The 15,115-nt window shown below is 73.3% G+C and carries 15 protein-coding genes; 8 read left to right on the plus strand and 7 right to left on the minus strand.

The features are described from left to right. Window positions 1-133: 133 nt before the first annotated feature. The gene (locus tag ABT254_RS33315; RefSeq protein WP_351478416.1) at window positions 134-970 is read left to right on the plus strand and encodes a phosphatase PAP2 family protein; all 837 of its coding nucleotides are present in this window, start codon (window positions 134-136) and stop codon (window positions 968-970) included. A gap of 96 nt (window positions 971-1,066) precedes the next feature. Here ABT254_RS33315 and ABT254_RS33320 read toward each other — a convergent pair whose 3' ends face one another. Next, window positions 1,067-1,957 (minus strand): lysylphosphatidylglycerol synthase domain-containing protein, encoded by an 891-nt coding sequence (locus tag ABT254_RS33320; RefSeq protein WP_351478418.1) that lies wholly within the window; start codon window positions 1,955-1,957, stop codon window positions 1,067-1,069. Between the two features lie 149 nt (window positions 1,958-2,106). After that, a complete protein-coding gene (locus ABT254_RS33325) occupies window positions 2,107-3,621 on the minus strand; it encodes a hypothetical protein (RefSeq protein WP_351478421.1) in 1,515 nt (504 codons plus the stop codon). A gap of 136 nt (window positions 3,622-3,757) precedes the next feature. Between ABT254_RS33325 and ABT254_RS33330 the strand changes: the two genes are divergently transcribed. After that, complete coding sequence (locus tag ABT254_RS33330) at window positions 3,758-4,141, plus strand: BlaI/MecI/CopY family transcriptional regulator (protein ID WP_351478424.1); 384 nt, start codon at window positions 3,758-3,760, stop codon at window positions 4,139-4,141. A gap of 209 nt (window positions 4,142-4,350) precedes the next feature. Here ABT254_RS33330 and ABT254_RS33335 read toward each other — a convergent pair whose 3' ends face one another. Beyond that, a complete protein-coding gene (locus ABT254_RS33335; protein ID WP_351478697.1) occupies window positions 4,351-5,496 on the minus strand; it encodes an MFS transporter in 1,146 nt (381 codons plus the stop codon). A gap of 147 nt (window positions 5,497-5,643) precedes the next feature. Between ABT254_RS33335 and ABT254_RS33340 the strand changes: the two genes are divergently transcribed. The 3 genes from ABT254_RS33340 to ABT254_RS33350 all read left to right on the plus strand — a co-directional run bounded on the left by ABT254_RS33340 (window position 5,644) and on the right by ABT254_RS33350 (window position 9,048). Beyond that, the gene (locus tag ABT254_RS33340; RefSeq protein ID WP_351478428.1) at window positions 5,644-7,125 is read left to right on the plus strand and encodes an AlkA N-terminal domain-containing protein; all 1,482 of its coding nucleotides are present in this window, start codon (window positions 5,644-5,646) and stop codon (window positions 7,123-7,125) included. Window positions 7,126-7,145: 20 nt separating this feature from the next. After that, window positions 7,146-7,652: a methylated-DNA--[protein]-cysteine S-methyltransferase gene (locus tag ABT254_RS33345; protein WP_351478700.1), complete on the plus strand. Its 507-nt coding sequence runs from the start codon at window positions 7,146-7,148 to the stop codon at window positions 7,650-7,652. Between the two features lie 142 nt (window positions 7,653-7,794). Continuing rightward, window positions 7,795-9,048 (plus strand): serine hydrolase domain-containing protein, encoded by a 1,254-nt coding sequence (locus ABT254_RS33350; RefSeq protein ID WP_351478431.1) that lies wholly within the window; start codon window positions 7,795-7,797, stop codon window positions 9,046-9,048. Between the two features lie 12 nt (window positions 9,049-9,060). On the opposite strand, the gene ABT254_RS33355 is transcribed toward ABT254_RS33350, so the two are convergent. Next, window positions 9,061-9,798: an SIR2 family NAD-dependent protein deacylase gene (locus ABT254_RS33355; RefSeq protein WP_351478434.1), complete on the minus strand. Its 738-nt coding sequence runs from the start codon at window positions 9,796-9,798 to the stop codon at window positions 9,061-9,063. Window positions 9,799-9,874: 76 nt separating this feature from the next. Here ABT254_RS33355 and ABT254_RS33360 point away from each other — a divergent pair, with 76 nt between their 5' ends. Further along, window positions 9,875-10,075, plus strand: coding sequence for a type II toxin-antitoxin system VapB family antitoxin (locus ABT254_RS33360; protein WP_351478437.1), 201 nt, complete (start codon window positions 9,875-9,877; stop codon window positions 10,073-10,075). 12 nt (window positions 10,076-10,087) lie between these two features. Here the strand turns inward: ABT254_RS33360 and ABT254_RS33365 are convergent, their stop codons facing one another. Next, entirely contained in the window at window positions 10,088-10,582 is a 495-nt protein-coding gene (locus tag ABT254_RS33365; protein WP_351478439.1) for an NUDIX domain-containing protein, read from the minus strand. Continuing rightward, on the minus strand, window positions 10,579-11,460 hold the full coding sequence (locus ABT254_RS33370; protein WP_351478442.1) for a helix-turn-helix transcriptional regulator: 882 nt from the start codon (window positions 11,458-11,460) through the stop codon (window positions 10,579-10,581). The genes ABT254_RS33365 and ABT254_RS33370 overlap by 4 nt, the downstream gene beginning before the upstream one ends. 99 nt (window positions 11,461-11,559) lie before the next feature. Here ABT254_RS33370 and ABT254_RS33375 point away from each other — a divergent pair, with 99 nt between their 5' ends. Further along, window positions 11,560-12,432, plus strand: a complete 873-nt coding sequence (locus tag ABT254_RS33375) for an SDR family NAD(P)-dependent oxidoreductase (protein ID WP_351478445.1) — start codon at window positions 11,560-11,562, stop codon at window positions 12,430-12,432. A 20-nt stretch (window positions 12,433-12,452) separates the two neighbouring features. Here the strand turns inward: ABT254_RS33375 and ABT254_RS33380 are convergent, their stop codons facing one another. Further along, window positions 12,453-13,541, minus strand: a complete 1,089-nt coding sequence (locus tag ABT254_RS33380; RefSeq protein WP_351478448.1) for an ADP-ribosylglycohydrolase family protein — start codon at window positions 13,539-13,541, stop codon at window positions 12,453-12,455. A gap of 204 nt (window positions 13,542-13,745) precedes the next feature. Between ABT254_RS33380 and ABT254_RS33385 the strand changes: the two genes are divergently transcribed. Next, window positions 13,746-14,864 (plus strand): glycerate kinase, encoded by a 1,119-nt coding sequence (locus ABT254_RS33385; RefSeq protein WP_351478703.1) that lies wholly within the window; start codon window positions 13,746-13,748, stop codon window positions 14,862-14,864. Window positions 14,865-15,115 lie beyond the last annotated feature (251 nt).

A 15,115-nucleotide genomic window follows, 5' to 3' on the forward strand; every position in this document is an offset into this window, starting at 1 on the left:
TCGGACCTGGTGGGGGTGCCGGATGTGGTGAGGGTGCCGCGGGCGAGGGCCAGGCGTGAACCGCATCGGTCGAGAGCCAGGTGTGAACCGGGCCGGAGGAGGGCCAGGCGGGGGCTCGGCCGGACGAGCGCCTGTGCTGCTCGCCGTCGTCTGCGTCCTGCTGTTCGCCGGGCTTGCGACCGCGGTGGGACTGCGCCACGGCGCCCCCCTGCCGGCGGACCCGTCGGCCCACGCGTGGGGGCTCGCGCACCGGCCCCCGGAGGCGGTGGCGCTCGCCCGGGGGATCACCGCGACGGGGACGGGGCCCTGGCCGTACGCGCTCGTCGTGGTCGCAGGGTTCATCGCGGGGCGCACCACGCGGGAGCGGCTCCGGAACGCCGTCGTCCTCCTGATCGTCCTGGTCGCCGGGGAACTGGTCCGCACCGGACTGATGGAACTGTTCGCGCGGGCCCGCCCGGCCCCCGCCGACTGGGCGACGCATGCCTCCGGCTTCGCGTTCCCCTCCGGGCACGCCACCACCTCGGCCCTCGCCGCCGGCCTGCTGTGCTGGGCGATGACTCGTCGCGCCCGCGTGGACCTCGCGCACACGACCTGCACGCTCGCGGTGTGCTGGGCGGTGGCCGTCGGCCTGACCCGCGTGTATCTCGGGGTGCACTGGGCGAGTGACGTCCTCGGCGGCTGGCTGCTCGCGGCCGCCTGGCTGAGCCTGTGGTGGTGGGGCTGGGCCCGGTGGCTGCCCGCGGAGCCGATGGGTCACGGTGGGCCGGGGGCACCCGGTACGGATACGGCACCGGACGCGCTCGCCGCATCCCCGCCCCCGAAGGCTTCCGGCCCGCGTCTGCCTGCGGACGCTCGTGGCTTGCCCCCGTCCGGCCCGCTCTCGCCTGCGGACACCGCCCACTCGCCTCCGCCCGAGGACGCTCCGGGCCCGCACCCACCTCCGGACGCGCCCGAACCACCCCCGTCGTAGGTGCCCCCCCACCCACTGCCCGCCACAACCGTCGACGCACGACCACCGACGGAGGACCATGCTCCCCAAATACGCGGTGACTTGACTGCGGTGCCCTCACAGGGCTCTCGAACGGACCAGTCCGGCCAGTACCAGCAGCCCCGGCACCAGCGGCAGCCAGACGGTCAGCAACCGGTAGCCGAGCACGGCCGACACACTCGCCGAGCCCGGGGCGCCCGCCGTGGTCAGGGCCCAGGCGAGCGCGGCGTCCAGGGAGCCGAGTCCGCCCGGGGTCGGCAGCAGGACGGCGGCGCTGCTGGCGGCGAGATAGGCAAGCGCGATGCGCCCTGCGGGCAGCGGTACGTCCAGGGCGTGGACGACGGCGATCACCACTGCCGTGTGCAGGGACGCGAAGGCCAGCGAGCCGCCCCACAGGGCCGCCGCGCGACGAGGGTTCTCGTGCACGGCGCGTACGTCGGCCGCCGCGCAGGCCAGCGCCCGCCGCAGCCGCGTCCGCCGCACGAGCAGGACGGCCACGGGTGCGGCCGTCGCTGCCGCCAGTACGCCGACCAGCAGCTTCGGTCCGTCCACCGACGGCAGCCGCAGCACGCCGGGGCAGGCGAGGGCGAGCAGTGCCATCAGGGCGATCCGTACGACGGCTCCCGCGGTGGACTTCACCGCCAGGGCCGTGGCCGCCCGGCCGGGTGCCAGTCCGCAGCGCATCAGGAACCGCAGATTGACCGCTCCCGCGCCGAGCCCCGCGGGCAGCAGGTGGTTGGCCGCGGAGGCCGCGAACTGCACCGTCAGCAGCCGACCGGTGGGTAGTGCCTCGCGTACGGCGCCCTGTTGTGCGAGTGCCGCGCATGCCCAGGTCAGCAGGGTGAGCAGAGCTGCCAGCAGTAGCCAGCCGGGGTCGGCGGCGGTGAGGCGGTCGATGCCTGAGGCGAGGACGGGCCAGTGCAGGGCGGCGAGGCCGATGGCGGCGGCGGTGAGGACCAGTGCGGCCACGGCCGCGAGGGGGTGTCTTTCGTCTGCCGCGCCGTTGTGGCTGGTCGCGCCCCGCGGCGGAGCCGCAGATTGACACAGCCCCGCGCCCCTGTGGGGCGCTTCGCCGAGGCCTGGTCTGCCGTCAGCCGTGGAGTGGGTGACCTGGGCACTCAAGAGTGGTGCCCTTCTGCTCGCTGAACGGCACCCGGAGCGAGGTACGCGTAGCCGCCCGTCAAGCGATGCGGCTGCCAAGAGCGGGCGTAGGACGGCGGGTCGATGAGATGTGTCGTAAGGAGGACGACCGGCATCCGGCGGGCCTTTCGGGCGAGTTCCGCGTCGGTGGTGTTGGCGTCGTGGCCACCGGTGTGGGCGGAGGCGCAGCCCGCGGCGAAGGCGACCGGTACGGAATCGCCCCCGGTGACCAGGCACGGTGGGTGCACGCCGAGACGGCGCAGGTCTGCGGCCGTGCGGCTCCAGACCCGGTGGTCGGCGGTGGTTCGGGACACGGCGCGCTCCAACACGGCGAACTGGACGGCCAGATGGCCCGCGAGCCCCACGGCCACGAGCGTCACCGCCAACGTCCGCCGGCGCCCGCTCGGCGCGGTGACAAGGCGGGCCAGGGCGTCGGCGACCGGGATCGCGAGCAGGGCGTACGCGGGCAGCAGGAAACGGGGGGCGGCATAGCCGATCAGGAAGAGGTACGGCACGGCCGCCGTCACCGCACAGGCCAGCGGCAGCAGCGTGGCGGCCGCCCGGCGAGCCCGTACCGCGATCACCAGCGCGACGGCGGCGAGCAGCGGGAGGACGAACCACCAGGCGATCACCGGCGGGCTCGCGATCGCCCCCGTGCACGGGCGGCACAGGGCCCGTCCGCCGAGGCTGCGCAGCTGGTCGACGACGGCGTTGTGCAGGCCCAGACCGCCCTGGATGCCGGAGGCGGCGGTCAGCCGGGCGCCGACGCCGCCGTAGTCGACGTACGCCTCGACGATCCACTCGGTGGCCCCTGCCGCAAGGCTCGTGACCAGGGCCAGGAGCAGCCGCAGATGGCGTCCGGGGCGGGCGAGGAGCGCGAGCGCGAGCAGCGGGAACGTGACCCAGACCGCGTCCGTGGGCCGCATCCACGCCATCAGTGCCGTGCCCGCGGACACGCCCCACAGGGCGCCGCGCCGGGTGCGGTCGGACCGGGCGTGCAGGAAGAAGGCCACGGTGGCCGACGCGCCCACGGCCACCCAGTAGTTGGGCATGGCCTGCGGGCCGTAGAAGAGGGTGATCCACAGCGACGCGAACAAGGCGCCGCCGGCCGCGACGACCCGTACCGGGAACAGGCCCCGCCAGGCCCGCAGCGCCCAGTACAGGCCGAGGCCGGACAGGACCGCCAGATACACCCGCAGCAGCGCGGTGGACGACGACCAGGAGGCCACGGGAGCCACCAGCAGGGTGATGCCACGGGCGCGCGGTGCGCTGAAGAAGGCCGCCGGGGCGTGCGTGCTCACCTGGCTGACGTACACCGTCTCGTCCCAGCCCAGGCCCAATCCGGGCCGCACCAGGGCGAGTTGGAGCAGTGTGAAAGCGCCTGCGACCGCCACGAGCCACCACTCGCCCGCGGAGCGCCACGGTCGCCGGGCGGTCGCGGGCGGCCCTTGCCGGGTGGCGCGGGTCGGAGCGGTGTCGGGGGTCCTCGTCATCGTTCACCCATCCGGCCCTACAAGTTGTAGGGTCGACCTTACCCTACAGGTTGTAGGTCAGGGCGGGGTCGGAGCCGGGTAAGGGGCGGGTACGACTTGGTGACCGCTGGACCCTACGCACCGTAAGGTGGTGGCCATGGCAGGCACGACTCCTCGCGGCAGGGGCGAGCGACGCAGCCCCGGTGAGCTGGAGAGTGAGGTCCTCGCCACCCTGTGGGCGACGGACCGGGCCCTCACACCGGCCGAGATCCAGACCGATCTGGGCGGCGACCTCGCCTACAACACCGTGCACACGATCCTGCGGCGACTGCACGACAAGAGCCTCGTCCTGCGGGACGCCGACGGCCGGCGCGGTGCCTACCGCCCGGCGAAGAACGCGGCACAGATGACCGCCGAGGCCATGCACCAGGCCCTGGACCGCGGCCCCGACCCGATAGCGGCCCTCCAGCAGTTCGTCACGGGCCTGAGCCCGGCGGAGGAGGCCGCGCTGCGCGCACTCCTCGGCGAGAGCGGTGCGTGAGGCGGCTGCCGCAGCCGCAGTGGTACGGGGAGCACCAGGAGAGGGAGGCGGCGCTGCTCGCCTGGCCTGGACGGGGGCGGGAGCTTGCAGTAGGCGACTGGGGTCTGCGCTTCCGCGAAAGAGGCAGGTGCCTGCCGACGGCGCGGTGGCGCTCGCCCGGTCAGGGCTGCGTGTGCGAGTCCCGTTGTCCGGGCCGCCGCGCTCCCGCCTCAGCGCACCCCGGCCGTCGACCTCCGCACTCCCGCCGCCACTCCCAGCGCCAGGCAACCGGACACCACCGCCAACGCCCCGAACCCATACGTCAGGGTCGCTGCGGCCGCCACCCCCGCCACCAGCAACGGACCGCCCGCATCGCCCAGTTCGCGGCCGAGTTCCGCCGCGCCCATCGTCTGCCCGAGCCGTTCCTGCGGGGTCGTCGAGGCCAGGGTCGCGAAGCCCAGCGGGGTGATCAGGCCGGTGCCGGTGCCGATGAGGGCGGCGGCGAGCAGGACGCCGGTCAGGCCGGGGAGCATCGCGCAGGCCAGGCCGGCCGCCGCGAGCAGCAGCCCGGCGGTGAGCCCGGTGCCCGCGCTGAGCCGTCCCGCGTCCAAGGCCCGCCCGGCACGCGGTTGTACGACCGCCGCGCACCCCGCCAGCACCGACACCGCGGCGCCCGTCGCCACCGTCCCGAGCCCCGCCATCGCACCGGACACCGGCAGAAAGCCCACCCCGGCCGAAAGCGCCGCCGTGGCCCCGGCGAGCGCGGACGTCGGCACGAGAAACGCCGGGTCCGTCAGCCGTCGCGCCAGATCCAGCAGGGTCTGCCGGGCGCGGGGGAGCGGCGCCACGACGGGTACGGCGACCAGCGCCCACACCGCGACGGCGGCACCGAGCACCGCCAGTACGGCGAACAGCAGCCGCAGTCCGCCCGCCCACACCAGCAGCCCGCCGAGCAGCGGCCCCAGCGTGTAGCCGACGGACTTGTAGAAGCCGTAACTCCCGAAGACCCGCCCGTGCTTGGCCGCCGGATTGAGCCGGGCCACCAGCGCGGACGCGGCCGGAGAGAACGCGGACGCCGCCGCCCCCTGCCCGAGCCGCGCGGCCCACAGCCACCCCGGGCTGTCCGCGAGCACGTACACCGCGGACGCGGCGGCGAACGCGACCAGCCCGCCGAGCAGCACGGGCCGCGCCCCCACCCGGTCGGCCACCGTGCCGAACACCGGCTTCAGCACGACCTCCGCACCGTCGTAGAGCGCAAGCAGCCCGCCCAGCACGAGCAGCGAGGTGACCGCGCCCTTCCCGGCGCCCCCGAGGTTCGCGGCGATTCCGTGCGCCCCGAACGCGGTGGTGAACCCCGCCCCGTACAGCGGCCACATCGGTCGCTGCCGTCCACGGTCCATGCAGGGCAGCGTACCCATCAGGTACACACACGAGGAGAGGGTGATCCGGACCGCTCCAGCCCACACAACCTTGATGTCGGATTCTCGCCAGCCTGGGCCCCGCCCATCGCCGATGCTGGACGCATGCAGAACGGGATGCACACCGACCGAGAGCGCTGCGTACGCGCCGTCCAGTCCAAGGACGCCCGCTTCGACGGATGGTTCTTCACGGCGGTCCTGACCACCCGCATCTACTGCCGGCCCAGCTGCCCGGTCGTACCGCCCAAGCCCGAGAACATGACCTTCTACCCGAGCGCGGCCGCCTGCCAGCAGGCCGGATTCCGGGCCTGCAAGCGCTGCCGCCCCGACACCAGCCCGGGCTCCCCGGAGTGGAACCAGCGCGCCGACCTCGTGGCCCGCGCCATGCGCCTGATCGCCGACGGCGTCGTGGACCGCGACGGCGTCCCCGGCCTCGCCGCCCGCCTCGGCTACAGCACCCGCCAGATCGAACGCCAACTGCTCGCCGAACTCGGCGCAGGACCCCTGGCCCTGGCCCGCGCCCAACGCGCCCAGACGGCCCTCCTGTTGATCGAGACGACCACGCTCCCCATGGCGGAGATCGCCTTCGCCGCCGGCTTCTCCTCGATCCGCACCTTCAACGACACCGTGCGCGAGGTGTTCGCCCTGGCTCCGAGCGAACTGCGGGCCAGGCTGCCGAAGAAGAACGCCCCCGCGGCCCCCGGCGCCCTCACCCTCCGCCTGCCGTTCCGCGCCCCCCTCAACCCCGACAACCTCTTCGGCCACCTCGCGGCGACCGCCGTACCCGGCGTGGAGGAGTGGCGGGACGGCGCCTACCGCCGCACCCTCCGCCTCCCGTACGGCCACGGCATCGCGACCCTGGCCCCCGAACCCGACCACATCGCCTGCCGCCTCACCCTCAGCGACCTGCGCGATCTGCCCGTCGCCATCAGCCGCTGCCGCCGCATGCTGGACCTGGACGCCGACCCGGTCGCGATCGACGACCAGCTCCGCACGGACCCCCTCCTCGCGCCGCTGGTGGACAAGGCCCCCGGCCGGCGCGTCCCGCGCACGGTCGACGAGGCGGAGTTCGCCGTGCGCGCCGTACTCGGCCAGCAGGTCTCCACGGCCGCCGCCCGCACCCACGCCTCCCGCCTGGTCACGGCACACGGCGACCCGATCGACGACCCCGCGGGCGGTCTCACCCATCTCTTCCCCACTCCCGAGGCACTCGCCGCCCTCGACCCCGAGTCCCTGGCCATGCCCCGCACCCGCCGCACCACCTTCACCACTCTGGTACGACAACTCGCCGACGGAACGGTCCACTTGGGCCCGGAGAGCGACTGGCCCGAAACCCGCGCCCAGCTCCTCGCCCTCCCCGGTTTCGGCCCCTGGACCGTCGACGTCATCGCCATGCGCGCCCTCGGCGACCCCGACGCCTTCCTCCCCACCGACCTCGGCATCCGCCGCGCCGCACAGGAACTGGGCCTCCCGTCCACCCCGTCGGCGCTCACCGCCCGGGCCGCGGCCTGGCGCCCCTGGCGGGCGTACGCGGTCCAGTATCTGTGGGCGACCGACAGCCACCCGATCAACTTCCTGCCCGTGTAAGGACGTTCGCGATGAGCCCCGTGAAGCACCACACCGTGATCGACAGCCCGTACGGCCCCCTCACCCTCGTCGCCGACGACGGTGTCCTGTGCGGCCTCTACATGACCGAGCAGCGCCACCGCCCACCGGAGGAGTCCTTCGGCGCACGGGACGAGACCCTCTTCGCCGAGGCAGAGGAACAACTGGAGGCCTACTTCTCAGGCGACTTGAAGGAGTTCACGCTCGAACTCCACCTGAACGGGACCCCGTTCCAGCGCACGGTGTGGGACCGGCTCCGCGAGATCCCGTACGGCGAGACCCGCTCCTACGGCGAACTGGCCGCGGCCCTCGGCAACCCGTCCGCCTCCCGCGCCGTCGGCCTCGCCAACGGCAAGAACCCGATCGGCATCATCGTCCCCTGCCATCGGGTCGTCGGTGCCAACGGCAGCCTGACGGGCTACGGCGGCGGCCTGGACCGGAAGCGACGACTGCTCGACTTCGAGTGCGGAACCGCCCTGTTCCAGCTCGGTCACCCCGAGCAGGTATGACTCCGACCCCGAATCAGATGTCAGGGTGCGCTGGGGGGTTGCTCGGGGACGCTCCTGATGAACGGGGCGGCCGGGGCGCATGAGACTCGTGGTCGGGCCGGGCGTTCGCCGGTCCGACCGTCACCCTTGGGAGAGTCCTGCCGTGAACCGCTCCGTGCGTCGCACCCGTTGGTCCACCGTGGCAGCCGCCGGCGCCGTGCTGGCCGCCCTGGCCGTGAGCGTGGCCGCCCCCGTCTCCGCCGCGACACCGGCCACGGCGCCCGCGGCCGAAACGACCGGCACGCCGCTGCCCGCGCTCGACCCGGTCGAGCTCAGAGCGGCCATCGGCGACCTGCCCAGCGCGGACGTCACCGGCGCGCTGCTGCGGATCACCGGCAGCGCCGGCCACTGGTCGGGCACCTCGGGCGTGGGCAACCTGGAGACCGGCCGGGGCGTCCCGCGCAATGGCCACATCCGGATCGGCAGCATCTCCAAGGTCTTCACCGCGACCGTCGTGCTCCAACTCGCCGCCGAGCACCGCATCGACCTGGACACACCCGTGCAGCACTATCTGCCGGGCGTTCTGCCCGCCGAGCTGCCGCCGGTCACGGTGGGGCAGCTGCTCAACCACACCAGCGGACTGCCGCGCGCGTCCGACAGCCCGGACTTCGGTGACGGCAGCCCCGAATGGTTCGCCGCCAACCGTCTCAAGAGCTTCACCCCGCAGCAGGTGATCGACCTGATGGCCGGCCAGCCGATGCAGTTCGCGCCGGGCACCGCGCAGCAGTACAACGGCATGAACTACTACGTCGCCGGCGTGCTGATCGAGAAGATCACCGGGCACACCTTCGCCCACGAGGTGCGGGCCCGGATCACCCGTCCCCTCGGCCTGCACGACACCTACCTCCCCGACGCGGACGACCCGACCCTGCCCGGCCCGCACGCGCACGGCTATCTGATGGTCAAGTCCGCGGACGGCACCAGGCACCCGGTCGACGTCACCGAGCAGAGCCCCTGGCCCTGGGCCGAGGGCGGCATGATCTCCACCCCCGCCGACCTCGACCGCTTCATCACCCAGCTGTTCCGCGGCCGACTCCTTCCGCCGGCCCAGCAGGCAGAGCTCTTCGCCGTTCCCGATGTCCCGAGCCACCACAGCAGCCAGTGCCGCACGCAGACGGACGCCGGCCGGGCCTGCATGACGATGGGCCTGATGCGGGTCACGGCCTCCAACGGCGTCGTGGTCTGGGGCAAGACCGGCTCCCGCCCCGGCTACACCAGCGGCGTCTTCGCCACCAGCGACCTCTCCCGCAAGATCGTCTACTCCCTCGACCCCGACAACCTCGACGGCACCGAGATGCGCTGCATCCAGAAGATCGCCGCAGCCTCCTTCGGCACCATCGTCCCGGCCACGAGCTGACGTCTTCGGGCCCTAGCTGCGGCTCTCCGCGTTCAGCCGGTCAAGGAGTTCGGGCAGTGCGGTGCCGATGGGTTCGTGGATCACCTCGTCGGCCCGGTCGTCGTACGGCGTCGCCTCGGCGTTGACGATGACGAGCCGGGCGCCGTGGTCGGCGGCGACGCCGGCGAGCCCGGCCGCGGGCTGCACCTGCAGGCTGGTGCCGACGGCGATGAACACGGAACAGGCCTTGGTGATGGCGAGAGCCTCACCGAGGACCACCGGGTCGAGCCGTTCGCCGAACATCACGGTCGCCGACTTGAGAATGCCCCCGCACTCCCGGCACGCCGGGTCGTCCTCCCCCGCCTCGACCCGGGCGAGAGCGTCCTCCATCGGCCCGCGCGCATGACACCCGGTGCACACGAAACTCCGCGCGGAGCCGTGCAGTTCGAGCACCTTGCGGGCGGGCATGCCGGCGAGCTGATGCAACCCGTCGACGTTCTGCGTGATCACCCGCACGGGCACCCCGGACCGCTCCAGCCTCGCCACCGCCCGGTGCGCGGCGTTGGGCTCGGCCATCAGCGTGCGGTTCTTGCGCCGCATCTGCCAGGACCGCCGCCGGATCTCCGGATCGCCCATGTAGTACTCGTACGTGACGAGCTTCTCGGCCCCGGGATCCTTCCGCCACAGACCGTTGGGGCCGCGGTAGTCGGGGATCCCGGAGTCCGTCGAGATACCGGCACCACTGAGGATGGCGACAAGGGGCTTGCTCATGGCACCGAGGGTAGGACGGGTGACCGGGTGCGGCGAACGGATATTCGTGCGCGCTCCCCGGTGCTAGGTTCCCGCCATGGCCAAGGTCACCGTCACGCTCGACGCCGAACTCGTCGTGGAAGTCATGGTCCTCGCGGGCGTCGGCAGCCCGCAGGACGCCGTCGAGCTCGTCGTCCGCGACTACATCGAGCGAGGCCACCGGACCGAGGCCCGGGTCGCCGCGCGGGACGAGGGGCTGCGCGAGGTGGACGTCAAGCCCCGCGATCCCGAGGGGTGAGCCGACGCCCGGTCACGCCACCCGCTGCCCGTTCTCCAGCTCGGCCGTGCCCGAGCCCTCCGCCAGGACGTCCAGGGCGACCCGGACGCGGTGGCCGAGCGTGCCCAGCAGATAGTCGTCGAGTTCCTCGCGCGGGACGAGGCGCCAGGACAGCAGTTCCTCCTCCTGCAGGCGGATCGCCTTGAGGTCGGCCTCGTCGAGGACACCGCCGTCGTACAGATAGGCCACCAGCGGCGGCCAGCTCGGCTTGTACACCCAGTCGACCGCGAGCAGCCGGCCCAGTTCGCGGTCGAGCCCGATCTCCTCGAGCGTCTCGCGCCGCGCACCCTGGCGCGGGGTCTCGCCGTCGTCGGACTCGATCGTGCCGCCCGGCAGGGCCCAGCCCTCACGGTAGTTGGGCTCGACGAGCAGCACCCGCCCCTCGGAATCGCGGAAGAGGGCGGCGGCCCCGGCGAGAATCCGGGGCAGGCCGGCGAGGTACGTGGCGAAGTCTGGCGTGGAGGTCATCCAGGAAGGGTAACCAGCCGGCGCAGCCTCCTCTCGTCCTCGCTGCCCAGCTCGGGGAAGTGACAGATCAGGCTCAGCCAGGGGGCTTCCGCCGGCGCCATGCGCACATACGACACCTCGAAGTCGCCGACGTCCGGGTGACGGTAGCGGCGGACGGAGGAGCGGAACTCGACCACGTCGTGCTCCGGCCACAGCGCGGCGAACTCCGGGCTGGTGGCGAGGAGCCCGTCGATCAGTTCCGTGAAACGGGGGTTGTCCAGCTCGTACGCCGCCTGCTGGCGCAGCAGCCCGGTCAGCCAGCGCGCCTCGGCCTCCCACTCGGGCATCAGGGTCCGTAGCAGGGGTTCACGGAACAGCATCCAGACGCTGTTCAGCTCGCCCGGCGCACGCTCGAGCAGGGCGCCGCCCAGGATCTGCTCCTGCGCCCGGTTCCAGGCCAGGACGTCGAAACAGCGGTCGATCACGAACGCCGGGTTGGGCATCAGGGTGTCCAGGAACGTGCGCACCGCGTCAGGGACGTGCCGGGAACGCCCGGCCGGCTCCGGGACGGGCAGGCCCGACAGCCTGAACAGGTGGGCGCGTTCCACCTCGTCCAGCTGCAGCGCACGGGAGAGGGCCAGCAGGATCTGCGGCGAGACATTGATGTCCCGGCCCTGCTCGAGCCATGTGTACCAGGTCAGGCTCACACCGGACAGCAGCGAGACCTCCTCGCGGCGCAGGCCCGGCGTACGGCGTCGGCCACCCGGCGGCAGTCCGGTCTCCGTGGGGTCGGCGCGCTCGCGGCGGGAGCGCAGGAAGGCGCCGAGTGCCTTGCGTGCGTGATCCTGCCCCGCCGGTCGGCCGTGATCCCGCGCTGCCGGTCCTGGTGTCGCTGCCACCAGTTAATTCTGCACTCTTCAACCGTCCGGCGGTCCGACGGAGAGTGGGAGGGACGGCGCATTCCCGCGTCACGAACTCCCTTGTGAAAGGCGGCCCTTGTGGCTGAGCTCACCCGGACCCCTCCCCGCACCGTCCTCGTCACCGGCGCCACCGGAGGCGTCGGCTCCGCCGTGGCCCGCAGGCTGCACACCGACGGCTGGATCGTGTACGCCGCCCACCGCGGGCCCGCGGACGCCGAACCGCTGCGGGACGCCGGTTTCACACCCGTCCGGCTGGACCTCACCGACGAGGAGTCCGTCCTGGCCGCCGCCGAAGCGCTCGGGCCACGCCTCGACGGGCTGGTGAACAGTGCCGCCATCATGGGGCAGGGCCCGGTGGAGCTGACGCCGGCCGAGGTCTGGCGGCGCCAGTTCGAGATCAACGTGATCGGGCAGGCCGCCGTGATCCGCGCCTTCCTGCCCGCCCTGCGGAGGTCCGGCGGGCGGATCGTGAACATCGGGGCCGTCTCCGCCCGCGTCCCGCCGCCCTTCTTCGGCCCGATCGCCGCGTCCAAGGCGGGCCTGTCGGCGCTCACCCAGTCCCTGCGCGCGGAACTGCACCACCAGGGCGTCAAGGTCTCCCTCGTCGAACCCGGCGCCATGAACACCGCGATCTTCGCGACCGCCGACAAGGCGAGCGCGGAGCTGGGGTGGGCGGGCAGCCCCCAGACGCACCGCCATTACGCCCGAGCCCTGGACGCCGTACGCGCCACGGCCGCCCGCCAGACCCTCGGCCCGGTCGATCCGGCGGTGAACGCCGTCGTACGCGCCCTGACAGCGCGCCGCCCCGCCACCCTCTACACCACCGGCCGCGACGGCCGGACCCTCGCCCTGCTGCGGTTCCTGCCGGACGGACTGCGCGACCGCCTGCTGCTGCGGGCGATGGGGGTGACGGCCGCGGCGTTCACGGAGACACCCGTGTCCGTCGGCTAGTCAGCGGCGAACCTCCCCGGTCAGGGCGTATCCCGCTGGAGGTCCGCCTCCGCCAGCTGCACCGTCCGCTGTGCCAGCTCGCTGATCCGCACCCCGTCGAAGCCGAACACCGCGCTGCGCACCGTGTCCTCCAGCGGCTCCTTCCACTGCCCCGGAATGGCGTCCGCCCCGGTCAGTACGCCCGCCACCGAGCCGGCCGTCGCCCCGTTGGAGTCGGTGTCCAGGCCGCCGCGGACGGTGAGTGTGATGGTGCGGGTGAAGTCGCCGTCGCCGTACAAAAGGCCCGCGGTGAGTACCGCGGCGTTCGGGATGGTGTGGATCCAGCCGAGCCCGGCGGTTTCCTCGGCGACCGTCGTGAGCGTGTCCTCCCAGGTCATCCGGGTGTCGTGGAGGGAGACGACCCGCCGCACGGTACGGGCGAGCCGACTGCTCGCCGGGATGACGGCCAGTGCCTGGTCGACCGCGTGCCGCACGGTGGGCGCGGTGAAGGCCGCCGCGATCAGCGCCGCCGCCCACATCGCGCCGTACACGCCGTTGCCGGTGTGCGACAGCACCGCGTCCCGGCGGGCCAGGGAGGCGGCGCGGCGCGGCACCCCCGGGCAGGTCCAGCCGTAGATGTCGGCGCGGATCAGGGCGCCGATCCACTCCTGGTACGGGTTGTCGTACGTGGCCGTCAGCGGCGGCTTCAGCCCGTTGGCCAGGTTCCGGTACGTGGCCCGCTCCGCCGTGAAGGTCTGCAGATACGGCAGCCGCAGCAGCCACAGCTCGCCCACCTGTTCGGTGCTGAAGTCGAAGCCGTGCGTCTCCAGGAGGTCCAGGCCGAGGATCGCGTAGTCGACGTCGTCGTCGCGGCAGCTGCCGTGGATACGGCCGCGCACGCACTGGCGCCACTCGGGGCGCAGCTCGAAGCCGTCGCTCTCGTCGGCGGGCTCGGGAAGATAGTCGGTGAGGGGCAGGGCGGCGGCCTGCCGCAGATAGCGGTCGATCCGGTCCCGCGTCCACAGGTCGCCCTGCTCGACCGGCTTGCCGAGCATGTTGCCCGAGATCCGGCCCAGCCAGCCCCCGAGGATGCGGTCCGCGAGCTCGGGCTCAGTGCCCACAGGGGTCATAGCAGAAGGTCTACCCAATTTGGGCGCGGGCTGCGCGGCGTTCGACAGGGGACGCACAGCGGGCCCCCAGCAGGCCCTCACCGGCGTCCCAGGCTCCGGTCACGGAATGACGGCGGGGGTCTCCCCCGGTTAAGGTCGCAGCGGCGCGACTGGCCTTGACATGCGCGAGGCCCGGAGAGCAAGGGGAAACAGGTGACACAGCGTGTGCTCATCGCCGCGGACAAGTTCAAGGGGTCGCTGACGGCCGTGCAGGTCGCCGAGCGGGTGACGGCCGGGCTGCGCCGGGTCGTACCGGAGCTCCAGGTGGAGTCGCTGCCCGTGGCCGACGGCGGCGACGGGACCGTGGACGCGGCGGTCGCGGCCGGTTTCGAGCGGCGCGAGGTGCGCGTCGCGGGGCCGCTGGGCGACGAGGTGACGGCGGCCTTCGCGCTGCGCGCGGGCACGGCGGTCGTGGAGATGGCCGAGGCGAGCGGGCTGCAGCGACTGCCGGCGGGCGTCTTCGCACCGCTCACGGCCTCGACGTACGGCTCCGGCGAGCTGCTGCGGGCCGCGCTGGACGCGGGCGCGCGCACGATCGTCTTCGGCGTCGGCGGCAGCGCGACCACCGACGGCGGCGCCGGGATGCTGTCCGCGCTGGGGGCACGGTTCCTGGACGCGGACGGTGAGCCGGTTCCCCCGGGTGGCGGCGGGCTGAGCGAGCTGGCCTCCGCCGATCTGTCCGGCCTCGACCCGCGCCTCGCCGCCGTCGACGTGGTCCTGGCGAGCGACGTCGACAACCCGCTGACCGGCCCGAAGGGCGCACCGGCCGTCTACGGCCCGCAGAAGGGCGCTTCTCCGGACGACGTGGAGGCACTGGACACGGCCCTGGCGCACTACGCGAAGGTGCTGGAGGAAGCGGTCGGCGCGAAGGCGGCGGAATTCGCCGCGTCCCCGGGTGCGGGCGCGGCGGGCGGCATCGGCTACGGCGCCCTGCTCCTCGGCGCCGGTTTCCGCCCCGGCATCGAGGTGATGCTGGACGTGCTCGGTTTTGCGCCGGCGCTGGAGTGGGCGGACCTGGTGATCACCGGCGAGGGCTCCCTGGACGAGCAGACCCTGCACGGCAAGGCGCCGGCGGGGGTCGCCGCCGCCGCGCGCGCCGCGGACAAGGAGGTCGTCGCGGTGTGCGGGCGTCTCGCGCTGCAGCCTGAGGCACTGGGCCGGGCGGGGATCCGCCGCGCGTACCCGCTCACGTCCGTAGAACCCGACGTGGCGAAGTGCATCGCGGACGCGGGGCCGATCCTGGAACGGGTGGCGGAGCAGATCGCGCGGGACTTCCTGACCTGAGACCAGGCTTTTTTCGCCCCCGCCGCCCCTACCCGTCCCGTACCGGGGGGCCGGCCCCCCGGGACCCCCGCTCCTCAAATGCCGGAGGGGCTGGATTGTGGCGGGAGGGACTGATTTTTCGCCGGCCGGGGTTTGATCTTTTCAGCCCGTCAGGCGTTTGAGGACGAGGCCGTTCAGGCCGAAAGCGGGGGCCCGGGGGCGGCAGCCCCCGGACGGCGCCGCACAGGAAGGGCCCCGAACCCATTGGGTTC

It is taken from the genome of Streptomyces sp. NPDC001137 (genome assembly GCF_040298885.1).
In the GTDB taxonomy this organism is placed as follows: domain Bacteria; phylum Actinomycetota; class Actinomycetes; order Streptomycetales; family Streptomycetaceae; genus Streptomyces.